This window comes from Anabaena sp. FACHB-83, from assembly GCF_014697485.1.
Taxonomy (GTDB): domain Bacteria; phylum Cyanobacteriota; class Cyanobacteriia; order Cyanobacteriales; family Nostocaceae; genus Nostoc_B.
Map to the genome: position 1 here is coordinate 41275 of NZ_JACJRY010000016.1, position 25169 is coordinate 66443.

Below are 25169 nucleotides of genomic sequence, written 5' to 3' on the forward strand. Positions count from 1 at the left end.
ATATTGAAGTAATTTTTTATTGAAAAAATATGAGTAATAACGCCGAACAGTTTGCTAGTGATAATTACTCTGGTATTTGTCCAGAAGCACTAGAGTATATGCTTCAAGCTAATATTGGTAGTGCGCCTGCTTATGGGAACGATGAATGGACTCAAAAAGCGGCTGACTATTTTCGGGAATTATTTGAAATTGATTGTGAGATATTTTTTACCTTTAATGGCACATCTGCAAATTCTTTATCTTTAGCCGCATTATGTCAGTCATATCATAGTGTGATTTGTCATGAAACAGCCCATATAGAAACAGATGAATGTGGTGCGCCGGAATTTGCTTCTAACGGTTCTAAACTGCTTCTAGCTCCAGGGGAAAATGGTAAATTAACCGCACAAAGTATCGAAGCGATTGTCACCAAGCGTACAGATATTCATTTCCCTAAACCCAAAGTCATTAGTATTACACAATCAACAGAATTAGGCACAGTTTATACTATTGATGAACTTTGGCAAATTAAAGAAGTTGCTCAGAAATATCAATTAAAAGTTCACATGGATGGCGCTCGCTTTGCCAATGCTGTTGCGGCGATGAATAAAAGCCCCGCAGAAATGACTTGGAAAAGTGGTGTAGATGTGTTATGTTTTTGCGGGACAAAAAATGGTATGGCTTTGGGCGAAGCAATTATTTTCTTTAATCGAGCCTTAGCAGAAGATTTTGATTATCGTTGTAAACAAGCAGGACAATTAGCTTCTAAAATGCGGTTTATTTCTGCGCCGTGGTTGGGCTTACTCGAAACAGGTGCGTGGCTCAAAAATGCACGACACGCCAACCAATGTGCAGAATATTTAGAAAATCAACTATTACAAATAGAGGGTGTGGAAATTATGTTACCGAGGGAAGCTAATGCTGTATTTGTCAAATTACCACAGCCAGTTATTCAAAAGTTAAAAGAGAGAAATTGGCAATTTTATACATTTATTGGTGTAGGTGGCGTGCGTTTGATGTGTTCTTGGAATACAACTCAAACCAGAATGGATGAATTGATCAGGGATATTCGGGAAGCGATCGCCTAAACTACTAAAAGCACACTTGCTCCCTAGAAATATAGAAAGTTTAACTAGCATCCATTGACTTTTGACTATGGACTATTAACTCTTGATTATCAACTAGCTCTGATATGTCAAAATCAAGATAAATTAGTACACAAAGGTGAGCGATCGCTTTCAAAGCTAGATAAAGGATTGACCTGAGCAATGGCAGACGAAACCAATCACAATCAAGCGGGAGAGGTAGCTCCCAGCACTGTTGACAAACAAGTACCCAGCATCAGTGAACCAGTAGCCACAAATATACCTACTGCCAACGCACCAGACCCCAAAGCAGCTAACCCAAAAGTTAACCCTAATGCTGCTCAAGCCGCCGATGGTGCAGAAAAACCAGCCGCCGCTAAAGCCGCCAAAAAAGAGAAAGCCCCAGCCGTTGAAGATAAGCCGTTTGCAGAGTTTATCCAGCAAGAATACATACCAGCTTTGCAAAAGGCGATCGCGGATGAAGGCGTACAAGATTTACAATTAGCTTTTGCTAAACAAAAACTCCCCATCGCTGGCTTACCTTCCGATGAAGAATACTGGCAAGTTATCGGCAGTTGGCAAAATGGTCAACGTCAATTTAACGTGTATTTTCCCGACGAAGATATTCAAGGGAAAAAAGGTTTTTCCTGCAACGAAGGCAAAAAGACCAGTACCCTTGAATCATTCTTAATTGACGAACGCAAAACTACACTTGATTTGTTGGTATTTGGTTTAGTGCGGCGTTTGAACAGTCAAAAATGGCTCGGCAGAAACTAGATATTGTACAAATATCCACTAAGTAAACTATTGTTAAGAACCAATACTTTGCTTTGATAAAAGAATAATAGCTCAGGCAGTAAGAGGAATAGATTGTGTTTAGCTTTCCTTCTACTTCCTGAGCTTTTTTAATTAATTTTATGCCATCGAAAATTTACTATAGTTCATTTGTTTTAAATTATTTTTATGTAGATAAAATACAAAATTTAACCAGCAAATATCCTGTTTTGGCCGTAGGATAAATTCCAGCCTCAGTTCTATATAAAACCAGTTATACAGAATAACGTGAAATAAGCTAAATATCGTGGATAGTATAGCTGTCAAAATATAGAAGAATTAAATTATTTCGTAACTGATAGGCAAAATTCATTGCGGTTACTCAGGAGTTAGTTGATATGTTGCAAGTTTGGTTAAATCGGCTATGGAAATTATTTTTCATCGTCATTCTATCTATAACCATACTAGTTCCCGGAAATTCTGCATTAGCAGCTAATTTGAACGAAGTGATTCTAGGAAAAATGGTAATTGGAAATAGCATTAGTATGCCGACCCCCATTATCATGGTAGTAGGTACTCTAAGTCAAATACGAGTAACATCCATAAAAAATACAAGTAATCAGCCAGGTGAAGTAACTATTATAGTCCAAGGTGCTAGTGTCCAACAATCCAAGGTTATGTCAATGAAGCCAGGAGATGTGTTACCTCTTAATCTTGATACCTGTTTCGGCAGTACAACAACCGTAAAATTTGATGACGCAGTTACAGATACTCAAACTCAAAAAACACTTTTCTCTGCGAGTTTTGCAAAGCTCACTTCACAGTCAATGAATCTTAGAGGTTACACTATTGATTACCAAATTTCACCCCAAACTTGCCCATAAATTAGACTTTTAAACAAATTCTAATTTATTACTTGGTTTGCCAATGAAAGTCGCAACTACACAAGTAAAATCCAACTGTATGGGTTGAAAGATTTTGATTTTTATTAGTCAGCGTAGGCGGTGAGACAATTGTTGCGTGAGAGATGACCTTCGCAGAGAAATTGTGCTAGAGACTTTGTTTATATAGTGGCAACTTATAGGAGTCATATTTTGATTTAAAAAAATCAGTATACCTACTAACTATATTTTTGCCGTTTTCTGTTACGAGTTCCCTATTCTCTGCTTACACAACTTAAGCTCAGTAATCACATCAGGCTCATAATACTTGCAAAATATTTTTCAGAGCTGATTCGTAAAGAAAATATTAAGGAGACTCAAATCATTACTAGGTCTAAGTTTCAGCGAATAAGTGCTGTATTAACTCAAATTCCTAAAACCCTTACAAGGTAAGTATTTTACTTTAGTTTACAAATTAGCTCTCAAACATCCTCTGAAATACATTAATAATTATCTCAGGCACACAGAAATATGAAAGGCTTCAGATTAAAATCTTGTTTTGTGAGTGGAATAATCTGGTGTTGTCTGACTCCAATAAATGTTACGCAGGCTCAAATTGTTCCTGATACGACACTACCTAAAAATTCTGTTGTTACACCCAATAATATGATATGGGAAATTACGGCAGGTACTGTAGCAGGTAATAACCTTTTTCATAGTTTTAAGCAATTTAATATTCCTGAAATGCACACGGCAGATTTTATAAATCCTAGTGCAAATATTCAGAATATTTTAGTACGGGTAACAGGTGGAAGTCGTTCTGATATTTTCGGAAAAATCAAAACTTCTGTAGTTGGTAGTCCAAACTTATTTTTGCTGAATCCTCATGGAATCTTATTTGGCCCTAATGCTAGTTTAGATGTTGGTGGTTCATTTGTTGCTACTACAGCAAATGCGATCGCATTTGGTAATCAAGGTTTATTCAGTGCTTCTGTCCCCAATAATCCAGCATTACTCACAGTCAATCCTTCAGCTTTTCTATTTAATCAAATTTATAATTCTTCTATTACTAACCAACATACAAATCTATCAGTTAATCCTGGTCAAAGCTTATTATTATTAGGTGGTAATGTCTCTATAGATGGCGGAAATTTGTCTGCTCCAGGTGGGCGAATTGAGTTAGGAGCGGTAGCGGGAGAAGGAACTATAGAATTGAATACTAATAATCAAAATCTATATTTAAGTTATGCTGATAATTTAATAAGAGGCGATATTTCGATTCTTAATGGATCTGCAAATGTGAGGTCTAATGGCAACGGTAATTTGAGCATAAATGCCCATGACTTAAGCATTGTTAAAAGTCAACTAACAGGTGGTCTGATCGGAAATTTCAATCAGGCTGGAGATATTATTATTCAAGCAACAGGAAAAATAAATATTACACAGAGTACGATCACAAATAATCTTGGCACCAGGCGTGATTCCGCAACAGGCAATACTGGCCGTATTTATATTCAAGCTGGATCAGTGTTCTTGAATGATAGTTTCATTAGAAGTGATGTGGGCAGTTTTTCCTCTTCAGCTACAGGCAATACCGAGGGTATTTATATCAAAGCTGGGTCAGCATTCTTAGATAATACCGCATTGAGTGCTAGTAACTTTGGTAGAGGAAGTACTGGTGGAATATTTATAGAGGCAAAAGAATCTGTTTCTATCAGTAATAATAGTTTTATCAATAGTGATATTAATAGTGGTGGTTTTGGCAACACAAGGGGTATTAAGATAATATCTGGTTCTGTTTTCTTAAATGACACTACATTGAATGCCATTAATTCAGGAGAAGGTAATACAAATGGAGTGTCTATAACAGCTAATAATTCTGTTTTGTTAACCAACACTGCCATAAGTACTATTGCTACTCAGGAGAGTATTGGCAATGCTAGTAACCTGAATATCCAAGCTAGAGACATTTTTTCAGATTTCTCCTCTTTAGACTCATCTGCATTCAATGCTGGAGTTTCTGGCAACATAATAATTAATGCTCAAAATATATTCTTGAATAACAGGAGTTTTATTGGAACTCCTGTAGATAGTATGGCTAGTCCTGGACTAATTGATATTAATACTAGAAACCTAACTTTAACGAATGGTGCCGCAATTTCATCTATAACCACCGGCTCACGCAATGGCGGAAACATTCAAATTAATGCAACAGAATCAGTTAAGCTAATCGCATTTTCTCCAGACCCAGACTTCAGATTTTTCTCTTCAGGATTATTTACTGACACGGTAGGTAATGCAATTGGGAAAGCAGGGAATATTGATATTAAAACTCGTAGTTTACAGATAACAGATGGAGCATTAGTAAGTGCTAGTAGTTCTAGCGGGGGTAGGGGGGGTAACATTAATATTATTGCCGATACCGTTGATTTAGTTAGTGGTGGTCAAATTTTAACCAGTGCATCCAATATTGGGAATGCAGGGAACATTACTCTAGAAGCCAAAAATAGGGTGAGTATTAGTGGTAGTGACCCGACTTTTGCAGCACGCGTAGCAGAACTTGGTACTGGCTCAATTGGTAATGACGGTGCTAACAGTGGTTTGTTTGCGCGTGTGCGCGGGACAGAACGCGCCAATGCTGGCGACATCACAGTTAATACTCGTTTTTTAAGGTTAAATAATCGAGGAACAATTACAACGGGGACAAATGCTGGTGAAGGGGGAAATATTAATCTCAATGTGAGAGATGTTGTATTGCTGCGAAATAATAGTAGTATTTCTGCCAATGCTGGTGTTGCGAATGCAGGGGGTAATGGTGGAAACATCAATATCAACACCCAATTTTTAATTGCTATTCCTGGTGAAAATAGCGATATTAGCGCCAATGCTTTTAATGGTAGGGGCGGGAGAGTAGATATTACCGCACAAAGCATTTTCGGGATTACGTCACGCTTCCGAGATACGCAATTTAGCGATATTACTGCTAGTTCTCAACTGGGGATTAATGGAGATGTGACTATTAATACAGTACAAGTTGATCCGATTCAGGGGTTAAGTGAATTATCTACTAGTGTTGTTGATAGTTCAACGTTACTCGCTGCTGATTGTTCACAAGAAAACGAAAATAACAATAGTCAATTTGTGGTAACGGGACGTGGTGGTTTACCTGCTAACCCCTATGAACTTTTGGGTGGTGATGTTTTGTGGTCAGATACTCGGACACGAGAAATGACAGCTAGGCGAAATTTACCCATAAATATTAAATCACCTGCTATGGAAAAAACCGTGGCGATCGCACCTGCTAATGGTTGGCGTTTCAATGGCGCGGGTGAAGTCACCCTGATTTCTCAAGTATCTGGGGCTGAGGAAAATCTTTTAAAGTCCAATCCTTATGCTTGTCCGAAACCAACAACAATGAAGAATTGAGTCGTGTCACCTATCATCTTCTGATTATCTATCGATGCTGATTAGCATGTAGAATATGACAGTTGTATTCTGCCGCGAACGTTGATTGAGCGTTATACCTTGCCCGAAATGGGCAACCTGTGGACTGAATTTTATAAGTTCAAAACCTGGCTTCAGGTAGAGATTGCAGCTTGCGAAGCCCAAGCTGAATTAGGTTATATTCCCTCTGGTGCAGTTGAGGAAATCAAAGCCAAGGCTAATTTTGAGCCGAAACGGATTCTAGAAATTGAAGCAGAAGTCCGTCATGATGTCATCGCTTTCTTGACGAATGTCAACGAATATGTAGGTGAGGCTGGACGTTATATTCACTTAGGTCTAACTAGTTCTGATGTACTAGATACGGCTTTAGCATTGCAACTAGTCGCCAGCTTGGATGTGATATCCCAAAGACTGGCAGATTTGATTGAGGTAATTCGCCAAAAGGCGCGGGAACACAAAAATACCGTGATGATTGGCCGATCGCATGGTATCCACGCCGAACCGATTACCTTTGGTTTTAAGTTAGCTGGCTGGTTAGCAGAAGTATTGCGCCATCAAGAACGTCTCAAAATTCTGCGGGAAACTATTGCAGTGGGTAAGATTTCCGGTGCGGTGGGAACTTACGCCAACATTGAACCCCGTGTAGAAGCGATCGCCTGTGAAAAACTGGGACTCAAACCAGACACAGCTTCCACCCAAGTAATTTCCCGCGATCGCCACGCCGACTATGTACAGCAATTGGCATTACTCGCCGCATCCATTGAACGTTTTGCCGTCGAAATTCGCAACCTGCAAAAAACAGATGTTCTGGAAGTCGAAGAATTTTTCGCCAAAGGGCAGAAAGGTTCCAGTGCGATGCCCCACAAACGCAATCCTATCCGTTCCGAACGATTAACCGGGATGGCGCGTTTAGTCAGAAGTCATGCGGGTGCAACTTTAGAAAACGTCGCTTTGTGGCATGAACGGGATATTTCCCACAGTTCTGTAGAACGGGTAGTGTTACCAGATGCGTGTATTTTAACGCACTTCATGTTGATAGAAATCACTGACTTAGTAAAAAATCTGCTGGTGTATCCAGAGAACATGGCGCGAAATCTTAACTGTTATGGCGGTGTAGTCTTCAGTCAAAGAGTACTACTCACCTTAGTAGACAAAGGTTTAAACCGCGAAGAAGCTTATGCGATCGTGCAGCAAAGCGCCCATACTGCTTGGAATAAGCCAGACGGTAATTTTCACGATTTGATTAGCCAAGATCCACGAGTCACAGCAAAACTCTCCCCCGCAGAAATTGAAAAGTGTTTTGATCCTCAACACCATCTCCAACATTTAGAAGAAATTTACCAGCGTTTGGATATTTAGTTTCTGGCAACAAATACAGGGATTTAGGGTTGTGAATTGGTGTTAGTCCGCCCAGGCGGACTTTGTTTTTATCATTCTCAGTACTGAGTGCTGAGTAAGAAGAAAGAGGAAGGAAGTACTTCTGCACTATAGTAAAAGCCCCGCCCCTTGCGATGCACTGAGCTTGTCGAAGTGTGGGCAGTCTTTTAACTCAGCACTCAGCACTTTTAACTCAGCACTCTTCATTTTTGCCTTGTTTTACTAGTACTAAATTATTTCTCTATGTGCTGTAATTTTGATCAACACTGGGTAGTATAAATAACAAATACTTATTTAGCAATTGCCCTCATGGTTGAAATACTTGCCATGCTTTCTGCTTCTGCGGCAGCAGGATTAAGAATAGGCATACCTCTATTAATTATCGGACTGTTGCAGGGCAGCAACTTGTGGTCGCAGACACCGATTTTATCTCACATTTCCCCCAAGATTTTGTTGTGCTTAATTACCAGTTGGTCATTACTGGAATTTTTTGGCAGCAAAAAATTGCTGGGACAAAGAGTAATACAGGTAGTTGAACTATTGTTATCTCCAATAGTGGGGGCAATTATGGGTTTAGCCGTTGCTTCGGCTACAGATACACCCGACTGGTTGATTGCTTTAACGGGTGGATTATTAGCTTTAGTATTACAACTGGTGCAGATTGGTTGGTTTTATCGCCTACGTGGCTTACCTTTGTGGGCGGCTTTTCTGCAAGATACTCTCTGCATTGCCTTAGTTTTGTTTGCCTTTGATGCACCGTGGCAAGGGGGAATAATTGCTTTAGTACTGTTGTGGTTTGCGGTGCGTAGTGCTAAACAATGGTACGACTGGCGTTATCAAAAGAACGATATTTATTAATGACGTAGACTTTCAATGTCATAATCCCCAATAATATGAGTGCTATACCAAACTTCAGATACCCGACATCTTTTAAGATGTCGCTTTGATTTTTCCACTCTTCAGATGTACGGAGCCACTTTTTACCTTACACTGATACAGCCAGAGCGATCGCATCACCAATTCTCAAAAGTCTTTTAATAACCAGAGTCGCGCTGATTTTTGGACTCTTGAATGACAATTCTTGATTCTCTGCTGGCAATTTGTTGCTGAGTAAACATTTCTCTTAGCACCAATGCAGGGTCTACATAGTTATTGGCATATTTCAAGCCCCAGTGGAGGTGCGGCCCCGTAGTGCGTCCTGTCATCCCTACACGACCAATTCTGACTCCGGTGGGAATGACTTGACCTTCCCAAATTAAAATTCCGCCAGCCCTATCTATTAAATAGCGACGACCATCAGCAGTTTCGACATGGCCTTCTAGATGACAGTAGGTATGTTCCCACTCACCAGATTTTATAACGATGTGAGTCCCACAAGCGGTGCGATCGCCTACTTTAACTACTTTACCTACCCACCAATTCCGAATATAACTACCCTGTGGCGCGGCTATATCTAAGCCTCCGTGAAATTCCCAATTCGCCCCACCAGTCGCAGAACGGCGATAACCAAAGGGTGATGTGTATGCTTGAAAGTTTTCTACAGGGAAAGAAGCAGCTAACCAACCATTGTTTCTGGCGGCTGTTCTTGGTTGCACTTCTCTGGCTGTAACTGTTTCGACATTTGAGCCTAAAGTGCTAACACCAACAACGCTCAAACCCAATACTAATAATGTTGCTCCAGAAAGCAATAATTGATTTGGTCTTTGACCCATTATTTGATTCCTTATTATCACAGTATTATCTATATTTTTTTGAAAGTTTAGCTATTTCCAGCCTTTAGTTATTACAAGGAAATTCAATTTTTAAATTGGATTTTTTTATACTATCTATTCATGCGATAACATAATTTTGTATAATTATTTTTCTAACATTGCTGGGATATTCAAGATGTTAGCTCTTGAATTGCACTGTTTATGTTATCAGAGTTTGCGATTAAAAAAATAGTTGGAATTTATCATTTTGCAGATTTTTTAATTGATAAATATAATTTTTACAATATGCGCTTAGTTGCAGTATCATCAAAAATGGCAGTTTAGATTTATGGCAAATCTAGCCATACTTATGTATATACTTAAGTAATGCCCAAGAATCAGGAATTTTAGAGAGACACGGGAGACACGGGAGACAAGGTAGATAGAGGCTGAGTGTTTCCCCTGTGTTGTGAACGGGGACTTTCTGCCCTAGATAGTTGAAATAGTGCAAGCATTTATGCTTAAAATTGCTGAATAGGTCGATGGAGCTTGAAAAAAGGCCAAGATGACCATTCGCAGGACGCACCCAAGCCATGTTGACTGATATATTGCCTTTCTCGTTTGAAATTGATACCGTTGCGATCGCTGGCGCTAGTCTGTGGTCTTTAGCATTGTACTTAGGTTTTTTCCCCTGTAGTGAATGGGTAATTGAGCAGTTGAACCGTTGGTTTAATTTTGCCGAGCGATCGCTATACACTAGCCAGACAGAATTTGAAAAGACTCGTAAAGCCAGAGAATCCCAAAACGCTTTTTACGCCTCATTATTTAGCATTGTGCCGTTTTTGGGGATAGGTGCTTTATTTAACTGGGGTGTAGAACTCAGCTTAGGTCGCAGTTGGGCAATTAGTATGGGGATACTGGCTTGTATTGGTTCTGGGATTTATGAACTAGGGCGACGGGATGGCCAGTCAGATTAATTTTTAGCTCATTTCTTTAGTCAAGCTTAAAAATCGAACCGTTAATTTGGGAAATTTGGTATTTTCAATTGGTGCTTGAGAATTCTGACTTTGATGGGAATCTCAGGAAGTTTATCTATGTCACTTATCCGGCTTGAAGACAGAATTGGCAATTGTGCGATCGCAGCCTAATTTTGTCTCTTAACTATGCTTGTTGAGAAAATTATTCTCGACTAAAAGCAGTAAAAGCTGGATAAATTCAAATATGAGATGAGAATACTAAATGAACAAAATAACGGTCAACGATATGAAATCTATTTCATTTCCCCAGGGAGATTATGTATCACCAGGGCTGGAGACTGTTCAGCCAGATTTATGTTTCCCTAACATGGTTTTAGGAAATAAATATGATTCTTCCTGGCTATATTTACGACGAGATATTCCTCATAACTGGTATGTTGATCAGCGTCGGTCTGATGTGGGATTTGTCAGCCGCGATGAAGCGCATATTCTCTACAACACCGCTTTAAAATTTCAAGGTAAAAAGGCTTTAGAAATAGGCTGTTGGATGGGTTGGTCAGCTTGTCATTTAGCTTTAGGTGGAGTAGAACTAGATGTCATTGATCCGATGTTATCTGAACAATTATTTTATGAAAGTGTGACAGATTCACTCAAGCAAGCAGGTGTGAAAGAATCTGTGAATCTCATCCCCGGATATAGCCCGCAAACAGTAGCAGAAACAGCTAATAAATTACAACGAAAATGGTCATTAATATTTATTGATGGTCATCACGAAGCGCCAGCACCACTTGATGATGCAATCATTTGTGAACAATTTGCTGAAGCAGATGCTCTCATTTTATTTCATGATTTGACTGCTCCTGATGTCGGCAAAGGATTAGACTATTTAAAAGCTAAAGGTTGGCAGACAATGGTTTATCAAACTATGCAAATTATGGGAGTTGCATGGCGGGGAAATGTTGAGCCTGTAATGCACCAGCCAGATAATACAATTAATTGGCGCTTACCACCACATTTGCAATCTTATAATGTTAGTGGTGTAGCTCAAACTAAAACAACAGATAAATTTTCAATTTTGTTACAAATAATTCAACCATATACTTTATTGAGTGAAACAAAATTATTTTCTTTGTACAGTCAAGCTCAACAAATATATGATTATCTTTTCTGGCTACCAAAAATATTGAAACAAACACTTTCTCGAAGAAAAATTTTTCCTAGTTAAATCATAAGAGTGCATCTAATTTCAGCACATAGCCCTCAGACTGAATTCTGGGGCTATACAAACTCAACCCGCACTTCGACAAGCTCAGTGACCTCCTGCGCGGGTTCTAATAACATCTCTAAAATCCAAAATTGTGTGACTCCTGAATTCTGGCTTTTGAATTCTTCATTCAATTTCCTCACAGACAATTTGAGCGATTTTTTCGGCTGCGCCACTTTCGCCGCGAACTTGTCTTAGTTTGTTACGCATCTCCTGTAACTTGTCGGGATGAGTTAACAATTCTAAGACCATTTCGCCAACTTCTTGTGCTTGGAGTTTCCCTACTAATTCTGGAACTATTTCTGACTGCGCCCAGATATTTGGCCAGGCTAATAAACCCTTGCGTCTTAAAAATAGCCAGTTAATTAATTTGGCAAATGTTGTCCCTACTCCTGGCAAATTTGCTAATAAACCTGGTAAACCATCCCAAGAACGCATAGCATCAAGCTGTTGAGTCGGCAATAAAACAATCATTGGTACACCTAAAGAACCAAGTTCGGCTGTGTTTGCGCCGACTGTAGTTAAGCAGATACTACATTGGGACAAGATGCTGTATGCGGGATTTTCTTGGTGTAATTCAACGTTTAATCCTTGGTTGGTTTTTAGTAGTGGATACTCATAATTTTGTTCTGGAATTATTAAAGAACCGCCAGAAAATTTAAAAGTTTCCACAAAAGAATTTTTTTGAGGATCGGCAAAGCTGGCTAAGGTTTGTAAATCTAAAGTTGGTGCAACCGGAAGAATAAACTTGGTCTGGGGCTGTTTGGTGTGGATGTATTCAGCAATAGCTAACATCAAGGGGACTCCTTGGGTGAGTTTTGCAGCTTTTGAACCGGGGAGAATACCGATAATGAGGGAGTGGGGAGTGGAGAGTGGAGAGTGGGGAGTGGGAATTAGGGAGTTTTGGGCTTCTAGCATTAAGTCGCCGACGACTGTGAATTTATGGGCGTATTTGGGGGAGACTTTTTGGGCGACTTGTGATTTCATTACACCGAAGCGGTCGATTAAATTATGCCAACGGGCTTCCCATTCGGCGTAGACTACGGTGCGATATTTGAGTTTTTTGCCAATGATTACCGGGAAAATTTGATCCCCACCGAGGAAAACGACAACGCCGCGAGTTCTCCATTCCCAATTGTCAGAGGTTTTTCCCCAGAGTAAAAATTGCCAAAAATGTTCTACTCCCTGAACTCGATCAACTTCTGGGTAGGATAGTGCGATCGCTGCTTCTTTACCACTAGCATTAGGACAAGGTGATAAGACTACAGAAATTCTGACTAAAGAACGGTCATCTCCTAGTTGTTGGCGTAATGCTTTGACAACTGGACGCACCCAGGTTGTGACTTCTCCAGGGCCATTAGAAAGAATGAGAATATCTACTGGAGTCATGATTTATGGCAAAAGTCCAAAGGCAAAAGGAAAAAATATTAGTGGTATGTGTGAGTGCAATTCTCTACTTCAACTAACTAGATGGTAGGGGTTGTTGATTTTCGAGTGTTGGGCTACCAAGTGTCCGGGGTATTTGGACTGCTAAGACTGTGAGATTAATTGCCATATAAGCTACCAGCGACATCCACAGTAAGGAGTTATTGTGAATATACCAAGCTGCGATCGCTACAGGCACAAAGCCACAGCTAAAAGCAATTAAAACTGCATTACGTAAGGTTGCACCTTCTTTTAAACCAATGAAATAACCTTCTAACATAAAGGCAATGGCGGTCAATCCCAACAATGGCAGTAACCAAATTGTATAAGTACTGATATGTTTGTTGACTTCGGCGTGATTAGTTAATAGCCCAAATACTGTATCGGGAAACAGCACTGAAACAACAGCAAAACCCAAAGCAATCACTAAACTGGTCAATACAGAAACAGTCAGTAATGCTGTCATTTGTTCTTTGGCACCTTTGCTATAAAAGTTACCAGTCAGGGTTTGAGTTGTCATTCCCACACCTTGGACTGTGAACTGACTTAATAAAGCAATTTGTAATAGCAAACCGTTCTCGGCTAAGATTTCCGTTCCCATTGCTGCACTCAAGTTGGTGAAGATGGCATAAGTGGAAATCAGCACGACAAAGCGGATGAGAATATTACTTTTCAGCGCCACCGTATCTTTGAGAGCCACCCAATCAAATACTTCTTGGAAAGCGGCGGGTAATGTTTGCCAGGGAATAGTAAAGCAGGCATAGATAATGCCAGTTAATAATGCTAGATATTGACTAATGGCTGTGGCTAGTCCAGCCCCCATACTTTCCCAACCCCAAAGCGAAATCATCAAATAGTCCAACACCACATTCGAGCCATTACCAATTATCGACATGGCGAGGACAACGCTGTTCTTTTCTTGTCCCATAAACCAGCCAATAAAGACAAAATTCAGCAAGACGGCTGGCGCTCCCCAAATTCTGGCTTGGAAATAATCAGCCCCAGCAATTTCAATTTCTGGGGAACCGCTCAGAATCGTAAAGCCAATTTTTTGTAAGGGGTATTGTAACAACAGAATTAATAAGCCAATTCCCAAGGCTATCAAGCCACTGCGTATCCCTGCCAAGAGTACGGCTTTGTGGTCATCGAGTCCAACAGCTTGTGCAGTCAGCGCATTGACACTAGAACGTAGAAATTTCAACACCCGGTAAAGGTAGTCAAAAATAATTGTGGCTAAAATAACTCCCGCCAAGTGACGGATATCTGCCAAGTGTCCCAAAAAGGCAATATCCACCAAACCAGCTAAGGGAACCATCATGTTAGATAGCATACTAATGCTGGCCAGTTTGTAAAAGCGAGGCAGGAAGTTGTACTTAGTTGAGACCGCAATTGTCATAGATTGTTGTCTGTACTGGAATTTATCTTCCAGTCTGTACTATTTCATGGAGAAATGACATATCATATCGTTTCTGGTGAAAAAATGAGCATTTATAAAGGGTGCAAGGGTATGGGGGTGTAAGGGTTTTGCTTACTTACCTGGATTTCTCACAAGAGAGAAATCCAGGGGTGTGGGAGGTGTGGGAGGTGTGGGAGGATGGTGAAGAATCTTTCCCCCCACACTTCCCTCTCCCCCCTCTCTCCCCACACTCCCCACACCCCCTACCCATACGTGAGAAATTCGGGACTTACACCCTACACCCTTATCCTCACAAGTGTAGGTTTTTAACAGAGTGATGAGTAGCGACTCTAAAAATCACGATTTAATCAGAGTTCCACCCCCCTCACACCCTTACACCCCTACACCCTAAATCAAGGTTTTTGGGGCATAACGTAAAAAACCTACACCTGTCAGACACCCTTATCCCCTTACACCCATCTGAACAACTAACCTTTTTACACAAGCCTTTGTTTAATTTCCTTGCAGTGGTGCATTCAAGGCTTTGGTAATGCGATCGCGTGTTTCAAGAATATGAGCTTTGCTATATTCATCTTGGGAACTTACTTGAGCGAGTTTTTCATCTAATTGCTTGAGTTTGTACCAAGCTAAAGTCCGCGCATCTTCGGGGACATTATCTTTCCGCAACACCATACTAATTAAAATATCCAAGTATTCTCTCTGCAAACCTCGTCGCATACTGGAGATTTGCAAAGCTGGTTTTTTCGGTGTGATGACTTCTGTCCAAATTCCTGACTGGAGTGTGTCAAATAACTCAGGCAATGTCAGTGCTTGCCCTGATTGGGCTTTGAGTTCCAAATCCTTGAGACGGTAGAGGCGATCGCTTGAAAGTAAATCGCGCAAAACTGCACTCTGCAAGAATAAAACCAACTCATGAATTGGATAATCTAACCGTCCGATGCGGGGATAACTGCCCCAGTGCCGCCACCGAGAAGGTGCTAATTTATTCAATAAATCTGGGGAAAATTTTAAGGCATCTTCGGCAAACACATACTTTTGCAGTGTTTTTAAAGCTTGCCGTTGTTCTTCTACGGGGACTGGTTGAAATGGTAAACGATTTTGTCCACTCAGTTTACTAGAGTCTACATCAGCACCTTTGATGCGGTAAAAAGATTGTCCGCCAATATATTTACTCACATAATAAATTTGTTGAAAATAATTGCCCAACACTGTACTAAAGCGTTCGCTGACATCGCTGTAGCTTTCCCCAGCCGTCGGATAACCCCGGTTGAGACGTTCCCACATCACCCGCGAATTGTCTAACTGCCATTGGGCATAAACCATCACATTGTTACTATTGTCCCAAGCATCGGCTGTGGGGTCGAGGTCATAAACATCTTCGTCTGTGGAATAACTCAACTCTGGTTGAGAGGATTGGTTGGCAATTTCCTGCAACAATGGTTTTTCGGCAATGGGATTACTCGCCCTAGTGGAGATATAACCATATTTAATTGCCCATTCATCATAAACCCCCACCGCACTGGGAAAATAATCGCCCTGCTTTGTGCCTTGGGGTGCAATATTCGGGGGAATGTAATCCATTACCGAAGATGTTAAACCTTTACGGTGGGTGACATCTTTATTGTTCATCTCCTGGGGTGGTAGCAGGGTACTACCGCGAAAGTTATGGCGCAAACCCAGTGTATGACCAACTTCGTGGGCAATAATTAACCGTAAATATTGATTGATATATTCTTTTTGTTGCTCTTGGCTGGGTGTACCATCTTTTAACAGTGTCATTGCCAAAGAACCAAAGGCAAATTGATTCGCAGCTTCCATGCCATAACACAAATCATATTCCCCAGCGAGTTTTGATAAATTGCGAAGTAAGCCATTTCCTGTGGGCTGGGAATTGTCGCCACCGCAAAGAAAGCGATTTTGCATCCAAGCTGATAAAGATGTGCGATTTTGATTTTGGTTCGGTTGGACAATTTTGCGATATTCACTTTTTAATGCCCGCACAAAACTCGCATCAACTAAAATATCTGCATCTAAAATTTCTCCGGTGAGGGGGTTAACGCGGGATGGCCCCATTGCAAAATAACCATCGACGGTGTTTATCCAGCGAATAGTGTTGTAGCGAATATCTGCCGGGTCCCAATTGGCGTTATCTGGCATTTGTTTGGCTTCAATGGCATCTTTAAATCCGGCTTTGAGGAAGGCTTTATTCCACATTAAGATGCCTTCTTTAATGGCCTCACGGTATTCTAAAGGAACTGCATTATCAATCCAGAAAACAATCGGTTTTTTGGGACGGGAAATCGCGGCTGTGGGGTCGGCTTTTTCTAAATTCCAGCGATTAATATAACGTACAAAGGGATCGCCACTATCTTTAGTTAAATCTTGGTAAGCGGTGATGAAATAACCAACTCGTTCATCTGCTAAACGGGGGCGGTAATTATTATTAGGTAATTGTGAGAGGCTGTAGTGGACACGCAAGGTAAAGCCACGGTCATCAGCCAGGGAAGCGAAATTCAGCTTTTGATTATCTCGACTGCTAGTCGCACCACTAGAAAAATTTAATACCGACTCAATTTCGATGTTGCTGGGAAAGGCTTTGGCATTACCGAAGTAAGATTGGTCTGTGGTGACGGTTATACCCAAACTGGCAGATAATCCCGCTAAGTCGGAAAGTAGCAAATCACTGAGGTCAACAAGGATAGTTTTGCGTTGGGGATGAATGCTTTTGATGGGTAGCATGTAAAGAGTCGAATCGCTAAACGAACGGGCAAGCGATCGCGCTTGGGGATCTCCTTCCCGCGTGCGAAAATTAACATTACGCACCACAAAGTGTAATTTTTCATCCACCCTCTGCCAATAAAACAAAAAATCTTGCAAAGGTATACCACTGTAAATACCACGTTCCCCAATTCCCGACTCAAGTGTGGCTGTGGCTAAGAAATTATTATTTAACTGTTCTGGTTTAATTTCCAGATAAATTTTATTCTTTTTGGCACTGCGATAGATGGTGAAAAGTCCCTCTTTTTTTTCTGCATCTTTAACTACTTCGTCAAAGGCTTCTAAATCATCCTTTGTTGCTGGTTTTGCTGGAGAAGTCGGCTTTTTTTCTGGCTGAATGCTGGGTTTCCCAACTTCTAAAAATGGCTGTTTGTCTGCTTGTTTAAGATTGTTAACTACCCAAGTAAATGGCTGACTTTCGACTTTTTTATCTTGATTAATCACCCAAACTTGTGGTGACGGTAGTTTTTTCCAGGTAGGATTTGTACTATTTTTGGTAGGCGTAACTTCTGCAATCTGGTTAACAGGTACGGCTTTTGTGTCTTTGTGACTACGGGTCGATTCGGCATTAGCAGTTGCTATCCCGAACAAGAATCCGTGCAGCAAAATTACATAAAAAGTTACTTTATTCATTTAGCTCCGCCCTGATAAGATTTACGAGTTAATTTTTAATTTTTACAAATGAAATTTTTGGCTGCCATCAGTAAAAGCAACCTAAAAAGACATACAGTTGTCTGAAATTTACAAACAGACTTTTGGCTTCAGTTTTTTTGGGATTATTATCTAGTTGTAGAGTATTGTTCCTAACAATTCCTTAGCAAATCGATAGTAAGTATGATTGTGTCATCAGCAAATTCAAGATACTGGTAGAAATTACACAATTTTGGCGAATAATTTTCAAAAATATAATTTTCCTGATAAATAATAATTTTTAAACCTAAAAATAAATTCTTACTGCCTGAAATTTAGCTTTAACTCAGTACTTTCGTCAATAAGCTATACATACTACTTTATACTTCTATCTTGGGACTCTGGAAATTAAACTCAATAATCAAAAATTAATCAATTTTTAAGATGTAGGTTGGTAAATATAGCAGGGGACAGGTGATGGGTGACAGGTGACAGGGTTAAAGGCTTTAGTTTGATTATTTATCCATGTCCTAACCAACTTGGCTACTGCTATATTAAAAACGAATGAAAATTGTTGTGCTTTATCAAAAAAACCCCTGTAAAAAAACAGGGGTAACAGAAAGATAAACTGTTAACGTTACTTAGCTAATCTACTGATTTGCTAAGAAGTTAGGTGTACCATTGCCACCAAATTTACCAACAGCCGGAATTTCTAGGAAGCTATCTGTAGCTTTACCTGTACCATCGTTGGTGACAGCGATTGAATCACCCGGATGACCATTGGGAACGAACAATTGTGGGTGGTCGAAGGGAGCTTGATCATAGCGAACTCGCTCATCAGTCAGGGCTTGGAGAAATGCCACTAAATCGGCTTTTTCTGCTTCTGTGAGATTTAACTGAGCGAGGGCGCTTTGCCGACGAAAGTCTCCGCCACGATTGTAAAATTCCACAAGTTGTTGCAGAGTCAAGTAACCACCATTGTGGAAGTAAGGCGCGGTAAGTTCAATGTTGCGGAGTCCTGGTGTCTTGAAACTACCATCTGCAAGTATTAAGTCACTGCTAGTCACAGTAATATTCGCTTCCGAACCCAACAATTGTGTAAAAGTCCCTAACAAAGATAATCGTGATTCTGACAGTGGATTACCAAAGGGATCTTTACTACCAACACCAACATCTTCGAGTGTTGGTCTTACACCAATGTTGAAGAAACCATTGTCAAAGATAATTCGGGGAAAGTTGGGGATGGTCAGTATCCCAATACGTTGTTGCTCTACAGCACTAACGGAAGCCCTGGTAAGTTCTGCCCCATTATGACAAATAGTGCATTGAGCTTTACCTTCAAACAGGAGTTTTCCGCTTTGCTGCTGGGCGCTTAACGCACTGGTATTTCCTTCTAAAAAGCGGTCAAGTGGTGTATCGTCAGCAATGAGTGTAGATTCGTACAGTTGGATCGCCAGTCCAAAAAACAATGGGAAGTTGTACTCCATGAGTGTGTACTCATTGGTTTGTAAGGAACGGTCTGGCTTATTGACAAAAGTTCGGCTACCGTCAGAATTGACTTGGATCATCCGATTAGATGCCCACCATTCAGGTTTAAATGCTTGAGCAATTAGTTGTTGATAGCTAAAAGCTTGCAGTCCAGTTCGGGGTGAGCGACTATCTTGACCTAAGACACTATCTTGGGGATGGACTATCTGTTTACCTAACGGTCTTAAGGGAAGCAACTTTTTCCCTAATTTTCTGGGTAGTTTCTTACCTCTACGAAAACGGTGAGTTTTTTGATTAACTGACCCAAACTTATCACCAATTTCTTCAAAGGTGCGGCCATTAGCTGACATTTCAAAAGAACTGATTGGTGGGCCGACGGCTTGGGAAGCTAAAGAGGCATGGTTAAGGCTAACTTTCACAAATTCTAGATGACTGGGAGTAGTGGCTTTCACTACATAAGCGTTGGGGTCTCTCAAGCCAAATTGGTTAACTCCGTTGAAAATTTCCTGCGCTCTACCGTCCCAGAAGTTGCGGAAGTTAAATACGGAATCAATTACAGTGGGTGTGTTACGCGGTTCAACGCGGCGCACATTTGTACCTCCGACGTTAAATATGGGATCTGGTACGAGGTTTACTTGATCTTGGGCATTACCAGGTATCACATCAACAAACTCGCTATTGAAGACACCTTGAGAAGAAACGATATCATTCGTCTGGAACGGAAAATCTTCTGGCTGGAGTTGATAGTTGGGTGCGCCACCAACATCAAATACTGGATCTGGATTTTCTGTTTGATCGGTGTTAAGTCGTAATAGTCCAGGCGCAATCTGATTTTTGGATCTATTGTCAGCACCTGCATGGAAGTGACAACTTGCACATGCAGTCACGCCATCACTACCTACTTGCATATCCCAAAACAGTGCTTTACCTAACTTGATGGCGGCGACTTTATTTTTCACAAAGTCTGTGAGGTTGTCAGGTTCTGGAACTTGGACTGTTTTGAGGGAAGCTAGGGGTCGTGCAACTTGTGCTGAGACGGTGTTTCCGGCGATAATGGCGAACATAGCGATCACCGCAATGATCATCCCTTTATAAAACCTCGATCTCACTCGTGGAGATGGCAAAAGTTCAATTTTCTTTTTATTTTGCCATCTACTCTGAGAAGTAAGTAAGAAGTACAGAATTAAGCTGGTAATGAATATTACCGAAATGAGCAAAGGAATAATTTCCATGTTTTTTGTTGCTACAAAACATCCATATTTTCCACAAAAGCTACTAGCTTGATTTTAAATGTATAGGATTTTACTAACTTTTCCAAGCTAAAAATATTACAGAAAATTAATAGGATTTACTGCACTGATGTATAAAAATACTTCTGCTGGTATGTCACCACTTAATCTGCATGAACAGGTGAAGATTTGATACCATAACTGCATGTCATTACATCAAAACTCTGGTCGCTGGCGTTTAGGGCTGGCATTATCTCTACTTACTGTTTTTCTCTGGGGAATTTTACCAATTGCCCTGGCGGTGACACTGCAAGCACTGGATGTCTATACGGTGATTTGGTTCCGGTTTTTAGTGTCGTTTATACTACTCAGTGCATATTTGGGAATGCGTGGCGAGTTACCAAAATTACGTCAATGGCGTTCTCAGACTTGGAAGTTATTAGCGATCGCTACAATTATGTTAGGGGCTAATTACTTCTTTTTTATGCAGGGTTTGGCACTGACATCCCCAGCCAACGCCGAAGTATTAATTCAATTAGCGACTTTGTTATTAGGCTTTGGTGGGTTAGTGATTTTTCACGAACGTTATACACTCAGCCAATGGCTTGGAGTTGGGGTATTAATTTGTGGTTATCTAATATTTTTCCGCGACCAAATCACGAATTTAATTACTGCACACAGTACATATATTTTTGGTAGTGGTTTGGTAATTGTAGGTGCAGCAGTTTGGGCTATTTATGCCTTAGCACAAAAGCAGTTATTACAATCATTATCTTCACCCAATATCATGATGATGATTTATGGCGGTGCGGCTTTATTATTTACACCTTTGGCAAAACAAGAAACTATTTTAAAATTAAATAATTTACAGTTGGGAATGTTAATTTTTTGTGCTTTAAATACTTTAATTGCTTATGGTGCCTTTGCCGAATCATTAGAACATTGGGAAGCATCCCGCGTTAGTGCTGTCTTGACTTTAGCGCCAATAGTGACTTTAATTGCTGTTGAGTTAGTAGTAATATTCACACCTGGTTTAATTCCCGCAGAAAATATCACCATGACAGGTATGATTGGTGCAGTGTTGGTAGTCGCTGGTTCAATGGCGATCGCTTTAGGGAAAAAAGCTCAGTAGGTCATACAAATTCTATAAAAATCTGCATATAAACCCCTCAGCTTTCCAGTCTATAACTATAAAAATAAAGCCTGCTTGTGCAGGCTAAATATATGCTTCTTTATTAATTTTTCCTCCTGTTTTTTTCAATCACGAGTCAATAGTTCTAGGTTATGTCCATTTGGGTCGTAGAAATAAAAACCGCGTCCACCTTGGCGATGATTAATTTCGCCTTTGTGTTGGTGCATAGGGTCACTACTATACTCCAAATTAGCTTGTTTGACTCTAGCAAAGATAGTGTCAAATTCCTCATCACTAACGTGAAAAGCATAATGATGAGATTCAAAAGAGTTTCTGTCATCAAAATCGAGTGTTAGTGTGTCATTAACTCGCACCGCCGCAAAATGACCAGTAGGTTCAACTTTTAAACCAAAAATATCAGCAAAGAACTGGGCAGATGCTTGTTTATCATGAGCAGGAACTATAGTGTGATTCAAAGAGATAGTCATAATCTTTTACCTCTGGTGTTGTTTCTAGGTTTATTTCTAGAATGACTGATGAAACTTGATTCTGACTACCTTCTTTCGGTAGTATTTATGTAGTTTAATGACTGTCCAAGAAACACAGGGATGCCAGGGTTTTGATCCATATCAACTTAACCCATAACTCAAGTTTCTTGCTCATAGCAATCTGAGGATGACTAAATATACCCAAAGTGTTTAAGTTCACTTGAGTTAATCAGTTGTAGTAAGTACTGTGGTTAAAACGTATTTTTACATTTTTCTATAATTATAGATATCTGTTATGTGGTATAAAGTGTAACAGCATTATAATTAATCAGACGATAATGAACCAAAAAAGCTTTGTTAAGAAGGATAAATTAAAGATTTCCGCACTTACGCAAAATCATGAAAAACGAACCGCAAAGTTAAGAGGATTAGAGAGGGTTCTTGCGTAAGTCCTATATTTACTAAATAGTTTCCAGAAATTATGCAGAAATTAAATTTACCAAATAATTTAGAAATTTACTATCTTGGTAAGGAAGAAACAGAATATATATATCAAGAAATATTTATTCAACAGCAATATTTACAGCATGGAATTACTATTAATGATGGTGACTGCATTTTTGATATTGGTGCCAATATAGGATTATTTTCTATATTTTTGAGCAAATTGTATAAATCATTAAAGATATTAGCCTTTGAACCTATTCACCCAATATTTGAAGTCTTACAGGCAAATATAAATTTGCACTCTCTGGAAAATATATCTCTACAAAATTATGGATTGGGTTCAGAAAATATTTCAGAAACAGCTTTTACTTTCTATCCCAATATGTCTAGTAATTCGACAACTAGACCTTGGGAAAAATTAGAGCAAAGAGAATTCATGAATCTGGCTTTGAATCAAGATATAGTAGAATATCTTTTTACAAGCCAAGAAGTTACAGGTGAGATCAAAACATTATCTTCTGTAATCAATTCATTAGCCATTGAATCTATAGATTTATTAAAAATTGATGTGGAAGGTGACGAATATGAGGTTTTGCAAGGCATCAATCAAGATGATTGGACTAAAATTAAACAAATAGTGCTGGAGGTTCATGACGTAGAAGACAGAATATCTCAAATTAAAACTCTTCTAGAAAGTCAAAATTTTCAGATTATTGTTGAACATAATAATTTAATTCCGTCTACACTCAAGATATTTAATTTATATGCTTTCAAAAAATAAGTTAGAGCATTTCTTACTCTAGTGAGTACCATAAAGCAGGGAATCTCCGCAACGTACTGCTTTCCTTACTCCCTCAACGTTGATTTTTCGGATCACTGCGCCAGTACTATTGAAGTGAACCAAGGGTTATGCAAAAATTGGGGTCTTTCGCATCTGAGGAATTGAGACATGGCGCGTCTAGCACTGCTGAGTGTATCTAACAAAACTGGTTTGATTGACCTAGCCCGTAGTTTGGTAGAAGAATTTGCATTTGATATTATCAGCAGTGGGGGAACAGCTAAAGCCCTCAAGGATGCGGGAATACCAGTAACTAAGGTTTCTGATTACACTGGTTCGCCGGAAATTTTGGGTGGACGGGTAAAGACGTTACATCCGCGCATTCATGGCGGAATTTTGGCAAGGCGGGATGAACCCCAAGATATTACAGATTTAGAAAATAACCAAATTCGCCCAATTGATTTGGTGGTGGTAAATCTTTATCCCTTTGAGGAGACTATTGCTAAACCAGGGGTGACATTAGCGGAAGCTGTGGAACAAATTGATATTGGTGGCCCGGCGATGTTGCGGGCTTCATCTAAGAATTTTGCTCATTTGACGGTATTATGTGATCCGGCGCAGTATGATGAATATCTGCAAGAGTTACGGCAAAATAACGGGGAAGCTTCCTTAGAATTTCGCCAAAAAGCAGCCTTAAAAGGATTTTTACATACAGCGAGTTATGATCAGGCGATCGCATCTTATCTTGCAGGTACACCACAGCACACCCTCAGTGGTACAGAATTACAATCTCTGCGTTACGGCGAGAACCCCCATCAAAGTGCGGCTTGGTATCAAACTGGAACTACACCCACAGGATGGGCAGCAGCCAAGAAACTCCAAGGCAAGGAACTCAGTTACAATAACTTAGTTGATTTAGAAGCAGCGCGGCGAATTATTGCCGAGTTTAGCGACACACCAGCTGCAACCATTATTAAACATACCAATCCTTGCGGTACGGCTTTGGGCGATACTATTGTTGAAGCTTATCAAAAAGCTTTTAATGCTGATTCGACTTCCGCCTTTGGGGGAATTGTGGCTTTAAACCGTCCCATTGATGCAGCAACAGCCAGCGAATTAACTAAAACATTTTTAGAATGTGTGGTTGCGCCTGACTGTGACGCAGAAGCACAAAAAATTCTCTCCAAAAAAACCAATGTGCGGGTTTTGACATTAGCAGATTTGAGTAGTGGCCCGAAAACTTTAGTTAAACAAATTGCTGGCGGTTTCTTAGTACAAGCAGCCGATGATATTGTGGCTGACACAAGTAAATGGCAAGTGGTGACGGAACTGCAACCCACCCCTGACCAGTTAGGCGAATTGCTGTTTGCATGGAAAGTCTGCAAGCATGTTAAATCTAATGCCATTGTACTCACAAGCGATCGCACTACTCTTGGTGTTGGTGCAGGGCAAATGAACCGCGTTGGTTCTGCTAAAATCGCCCTTGAACAAGCCGGTGATAAAGCTAAAGGCGCAATTCTCGCCAGTGACGGATTTTTCCCCTTTGATGATACTATCAGAGCCGCCGCCGCAGCAGGCATTACTGCCATTGTTCAACCAGGAGGTAGTCTGCGCGACCAAGATTCCATCAAAGCCGCTAATGAACTGGGTTTAGTAATGGTTTTGACAGGAGTACGGCACTTTTTACATTAATTGGGACTTACGCAAAAAAACAAAAAATCAAGGGTTGGGGAGAAGGTGAAGGGGTGTATGTATCTAAAACCCTTACACCCCCACACCCAAACACAACTAAAAATCTTGGGTGCTAACTCAATCCAGATAGTGCAGTTATAAAAGTGTCACTCATAACACTTGCCCTTATTTAACGGTAGTGTTATTCTCTAGT

At 40.2% G+C, this 25169-nt stretch carries 18 protein-coding genes; 12 read left to right on the top strand and 6 right to left on the bottom strand.

Annotated elements, in window-relative coordinates; all coding sequences use genetic code 11:
• Positions 1 to 29: 29 nt before the first annotated feature.
• The 7 genes from H6G79_RS19295 (at position 30) to H6G79_RS19320 (ending at position 8398) form a co-directional block, all read left to right on the top strand.
• Positions 30 to 1067 (top strand): low specificity L-threonine aldolase, encoded by a 1038-nt coding sequence (locus H6G79_RS19295; RefSeq protein ID WP_190591495.1) that lies wholly within the window; start codon positions 30 to 32, stop codon positions 1065 to 1067.
• A 54-nt stretch (positions 1068 to 1121) separates the two neighbouring features.
• Positions 1122 to 1244, top strand: a complete 123-nt coding sequence (locus H6G79_RS37380; RefSeq protein WP_277877277.1) for a hypothetical protein — start codon at positions 1122 to 1124, stop codon at positions 1242 to 1244.
• Positions 1245 to 1247: 3 nt separating this feature from the next.
• A complete protein-coding gene (locus H6G79_RS19300; RefSeq protein ID WP_190591496.1) occupies positions 1248 to 1841 on the top strand; it encodes a DUF2996 domain-containing protein in 594 nt (197 codons plus the stop codon).
• Between the two features lie 395 nt (positions 1842 to 2236).
• Positions 2237 to 2722: a hypothetical protein gene (locus H6G79_RS19305; protein WP_190591497.1), complete on the top strand. Its 486-nt coding sequence runs from the start codon at positions 2237 to 2239 to the stop codon at positions 2720 to 2722.
• A 558-nt stretch (positions 2723 to 3280) separates the two neighbouring features.
• The gene (locus tag H6G79_RS19310) at positions 3281 to 6145 is read left to right on the top strand and encodes a filamentous hemagglutinin N-terminal domain-containing protein (RefSeq protein ID WP_190591498.1); all 2865 of its coding nucleotides are present in this window, start codon (positions 3281 to 3283) and stop codon (positions 6143 to 6145) included.
• 81 nt (positions 6146 to 6226) lie between these two features.
• The gene (gene purB, locus H6G79_RS19315) at positions 6227 to 7522 is read left to right on the top strand and encodes an adenylosuccinate lyase (RefSeq protein ID WP_190591499.1); all 1296 of its coding nucleotides are present in this window, start codon (positions 6227 to 6229) and stop codon (positions 7520 to 7522) included.
• Positions 7523 to 7849: 327 nt separating this feature from the next.
• Positions 7850 to 8398, top strand: a complete 549-nt coding sequence (locus H6G79_RS19320) for a DUF4126 domain-containing protein (RefSeq protein WP_190591500.1) — start codon at positions 7850 to 7852, stop codon at positions 8396 to 8398.
• A 176-nt stretch (positions 8399 to 8574) separates the two neighbouring features.
• On the opposite strand, the gene H6G79_RS19325 is transcribed toward H6G79_RS19320, so the two are convergent.
• A complete protein-coding gene (locus H6G79_RS19325; protein WP_190591501.1) occupies positions 8575 to 9252 on the bottom strand; it encodes a M23 family metallopeptidase in 678 nt (225 codons plus the stop codon).
• A 572-nt stretch (positions 9253 to 9824) separates the two neighbouring features.
• Between H6G79_RS19325 and H6G79_RS19330 the strand changes: the two genes are divergently transcribed.
• Together H6G79_RS19330 and H6G79_RS19335 are read left to right on the top strand one after the other, a co-directional pair.
• Positions 9825 to 10208: a hypothetical protein gene (locus H6G79_RS19330; protein ID WP_190591502.1), complete on the top strand. Its 384-nt coding sequence runs from the start codon at positions 9825 to 9827 to the stop codon at positions 10206 to 10208.
• A gap of 262 nt (positions 10209 to 10470) precedes the next feature.
• The gene (locus tag H6G79_RS19335) at positions 10471 to 11433 is read left to right on the top strand and encodes a class I SAM-dependent methyltransferase (protein ID WP_190591503.1); all 963 of its coding nucleotides are present in this window, start codon (positions 10471 to 10473) and stop codon (positions 11431 to 11433) included.
• A gap of 165 nt (positions 11434 to 11598) precedes the next feature.
• On the opposite strand, the gene H6G79_RS19340 is transcribed toward H6G79_RS19335, so the two are convergent.
• The 4 genes from H6G79_RS19340 to H6G79_RS19355 all read right to left on the bottom strand — a co-directional run bounded on the left by H6G79_RS19340 (position 11599) and on the right by H6G79_RS19355 (position 20274).
• Positions 11599 to 12861 carry a lipid-A-disaccharide synthase gene (locus tag H6G79_RS19340; protein ID WP_190591504.1) on the bottom strand — a complete coding sequence of 421 codons (1263 nt, stop codon included), beginning with the start codon at positions 12859 to 12861 and terminating at the stop codon, positions 11599 to 11601.
• Between the two features lie 73 nt (positions 12862 to 12934).
• Positions 12935 to 14293, bottom strand: coding sequence for a guanitoxin biosynthesis MATE family efflux transporter GntT (gene gntT / locus H6G79_RS19345; RefSeq protein WP_190591505.1), 1359 nt, complete (start codon positions 14291 to 14293; stop codon positions 12935 to 12937).
• Positions 14294 to 14806: 513 nt separating this feature from the next.
• Positions 14807 to 17725: a zinc-dependent metalloprotease gene (locus H6G79_RS19350; protein WP_190591506.1), complete on the bottom strand. Its 2919-nt coding sequence runs from the start codon at positions 17723 to 17725 to the stop codon at positions 14807 to 14809.
• Positions 17726 to 18372: 647 nt separating this feature from the next.
• On the bottom strand, positions 18373 to 20274 hold the full coding sequence (locus H6G79_RS19355) for a cytochrome-c peroxidase (protein WP_242048454.1): 1902 nt from the start codon (positions 20272 to 20274) through the stop codon (positions 18373 to 18375).
• 370 nt (positions 20275 to 20644) lie between these two features.
• On the opposite strand from H6G79_RS19355, the gene H6G79_RS19360 reads away from it, so the two are divergent.
• A complete protein-coding gene (locus H6G79_RS19360; protein ID WP_190591508.1) occupies positions 20645 to 21571 on the top strand; it encodes a DMT family transporter in 927 nt (308 codons plus the stop codon).
• Positions 21572 to 21696: 125 nt separating this feature from the next.
• Here H6G79_RS19360 and H6G79_RS19365 read toward each other — a convergent pair whose 3' ends face one another.
• Complete coding sequence (locus H6G79_RS19365; protein WP_190591509.1) at positions 21697 to 22059, bottom strand: VOC family protein; 363 nt, start codon at positions 22057 to 22059, stop codon at positions 21697 to 21699.
• Between the two features lie 481 nt (positions 22060 to 22540).
• Here H6G79_RS19365 and H6G79_RS19370 point away from each other — a divergent pair, with 481 nt between their 5' ends.
• Positions 22541 to 23287, top strand: coding sequence for an FkbM family methyltransferase (locus H6G79_RS19370; protein WP_190591510.1), 747 nt, complete (start codon positions 22541 to 22543; stop codon positions 23285 to 23287).
• Positions 23288 to 23455: 168 nt separating this feature from the next.
• Positions 23456 to 24976 carry a bifunctional phosphoribosylaminoimidazolecarboxamide formyltransferase/IMP cyclohydrolase gene (purH, locus tag H6G79_RS19375; RefSeq protein WP_190591511.1) on the top strand — a complete coding sequence of 507 codons (1521 nt, stop codon included), beginning with the start codon at positions 23456 to 23458 and terminating at the stop codon, positions 24974 to 24976.
• Positions 24977 to 25169: the final 193 nt, after the last annotated feature.

Bases quoted from the DNA above. Each gene is read 5' to 3' on its own strand.
- H6G79_RS19295 (WP_190591495.1), top strand. From the start codon at position 30: ATGAGTAATAACGCCGAACAGTTTGCTAGTGATAATTACTCTGGTATT.
- H6G79_RS19300 (WP_190591496.1), top strand. From the start codon at position 1,248: ATGGCAGACGAAACCAATCACAATCAAGCGGGAGAGGTAGCTCCCAGC.
- H6G79_RS19305 (WP_190591497.1), top strand. From the start codon at position 2,237: ATGTTGCAAGTTTGGTTAAATCGGCTATGGAAATTATTTTTCATCGTC.
- H6G79_RS19320 (WP_190591500.1), top strand. From the start codon at position 7,850: ATGGTTGAAATACTTGCCATGCTTTCTGCTTCTGCGGCAGCAGGATTA.
- H6G79_RS19325 (WP_190591501.1), bottom strand. From the start codon at position 9,252: ATGGGTCAAAGACCAAATCAATTATTGCTTTCTGGAGCAACATTATTA.
- H6G79_RS19330 (WP_190591502.1), top strand. From the start codon at position 9,825: ATGTTGACTGATATATTGCCTTTCTCGTTTGAAATTGATACCGTTGCG.
- H6G79_RS19335 (WP_190591503.1), top strand. From the start codon at position 10,471: ATGAACAAAATAACGGTCAACGATATGAAATCTATTTCATTTCCCCAG.
- H6G79_RS19340 (WP_190591504.1), bottom strand. From the start codon at position 12,861: ATGACTCCAGTAGATATTCTCATTCTTTCTAATGGCCCTGGAGAAGTC.
- gntT (WP_190591505.1), bottom strand. From the start codon at position 14,293: ATGACAATTGCGGTCTCAACTAAGTACAACTTCCTGCCTCGCTTTTAC.
- H6G79_RS19350 (WP_190591506.1), bottom strand. From the start codon at position 17,725: ATGAATAAAGTAACTTTTTATGTAATTTTGCTGCACGGATTCTTGTTC.
- H6G79_RS19355 (WP_242048454.1), bottom strand. From the start codon at position 20,274: ATGTTCGCCATTATCGCCGGAAACACCGTCTCAGCACAAGTTGCACGA.
- H6G79_RS19360 (WP_190591508.1), top strand. From the start codon at position 20,645: ATGTCATTACATCAAAACTCTGGTCGCTGGCGTTTAGGGCTGGCATTA.
- H6G79_RS19365 (WP_190591509.1), bottom strand. From the start codon at position 22,059: ATGACTATCTCTTTGAATCACACTATAGTTCCTGCTCATGATAAACAA.
- H6G79_RS19370 (WP_190591510.1), top strand. From the start codon at position 22,541: ATGCAGAAATTAAATTTACCAAATAATTTAGAAATTTACTATCTTGGT.
- purH (WP_190591511.1), top strand. From the start codon at position 23,456: ATGGCGCGTCTAGCACTGCTGAGTGTATCTAACAAAACTGGTTTGATT.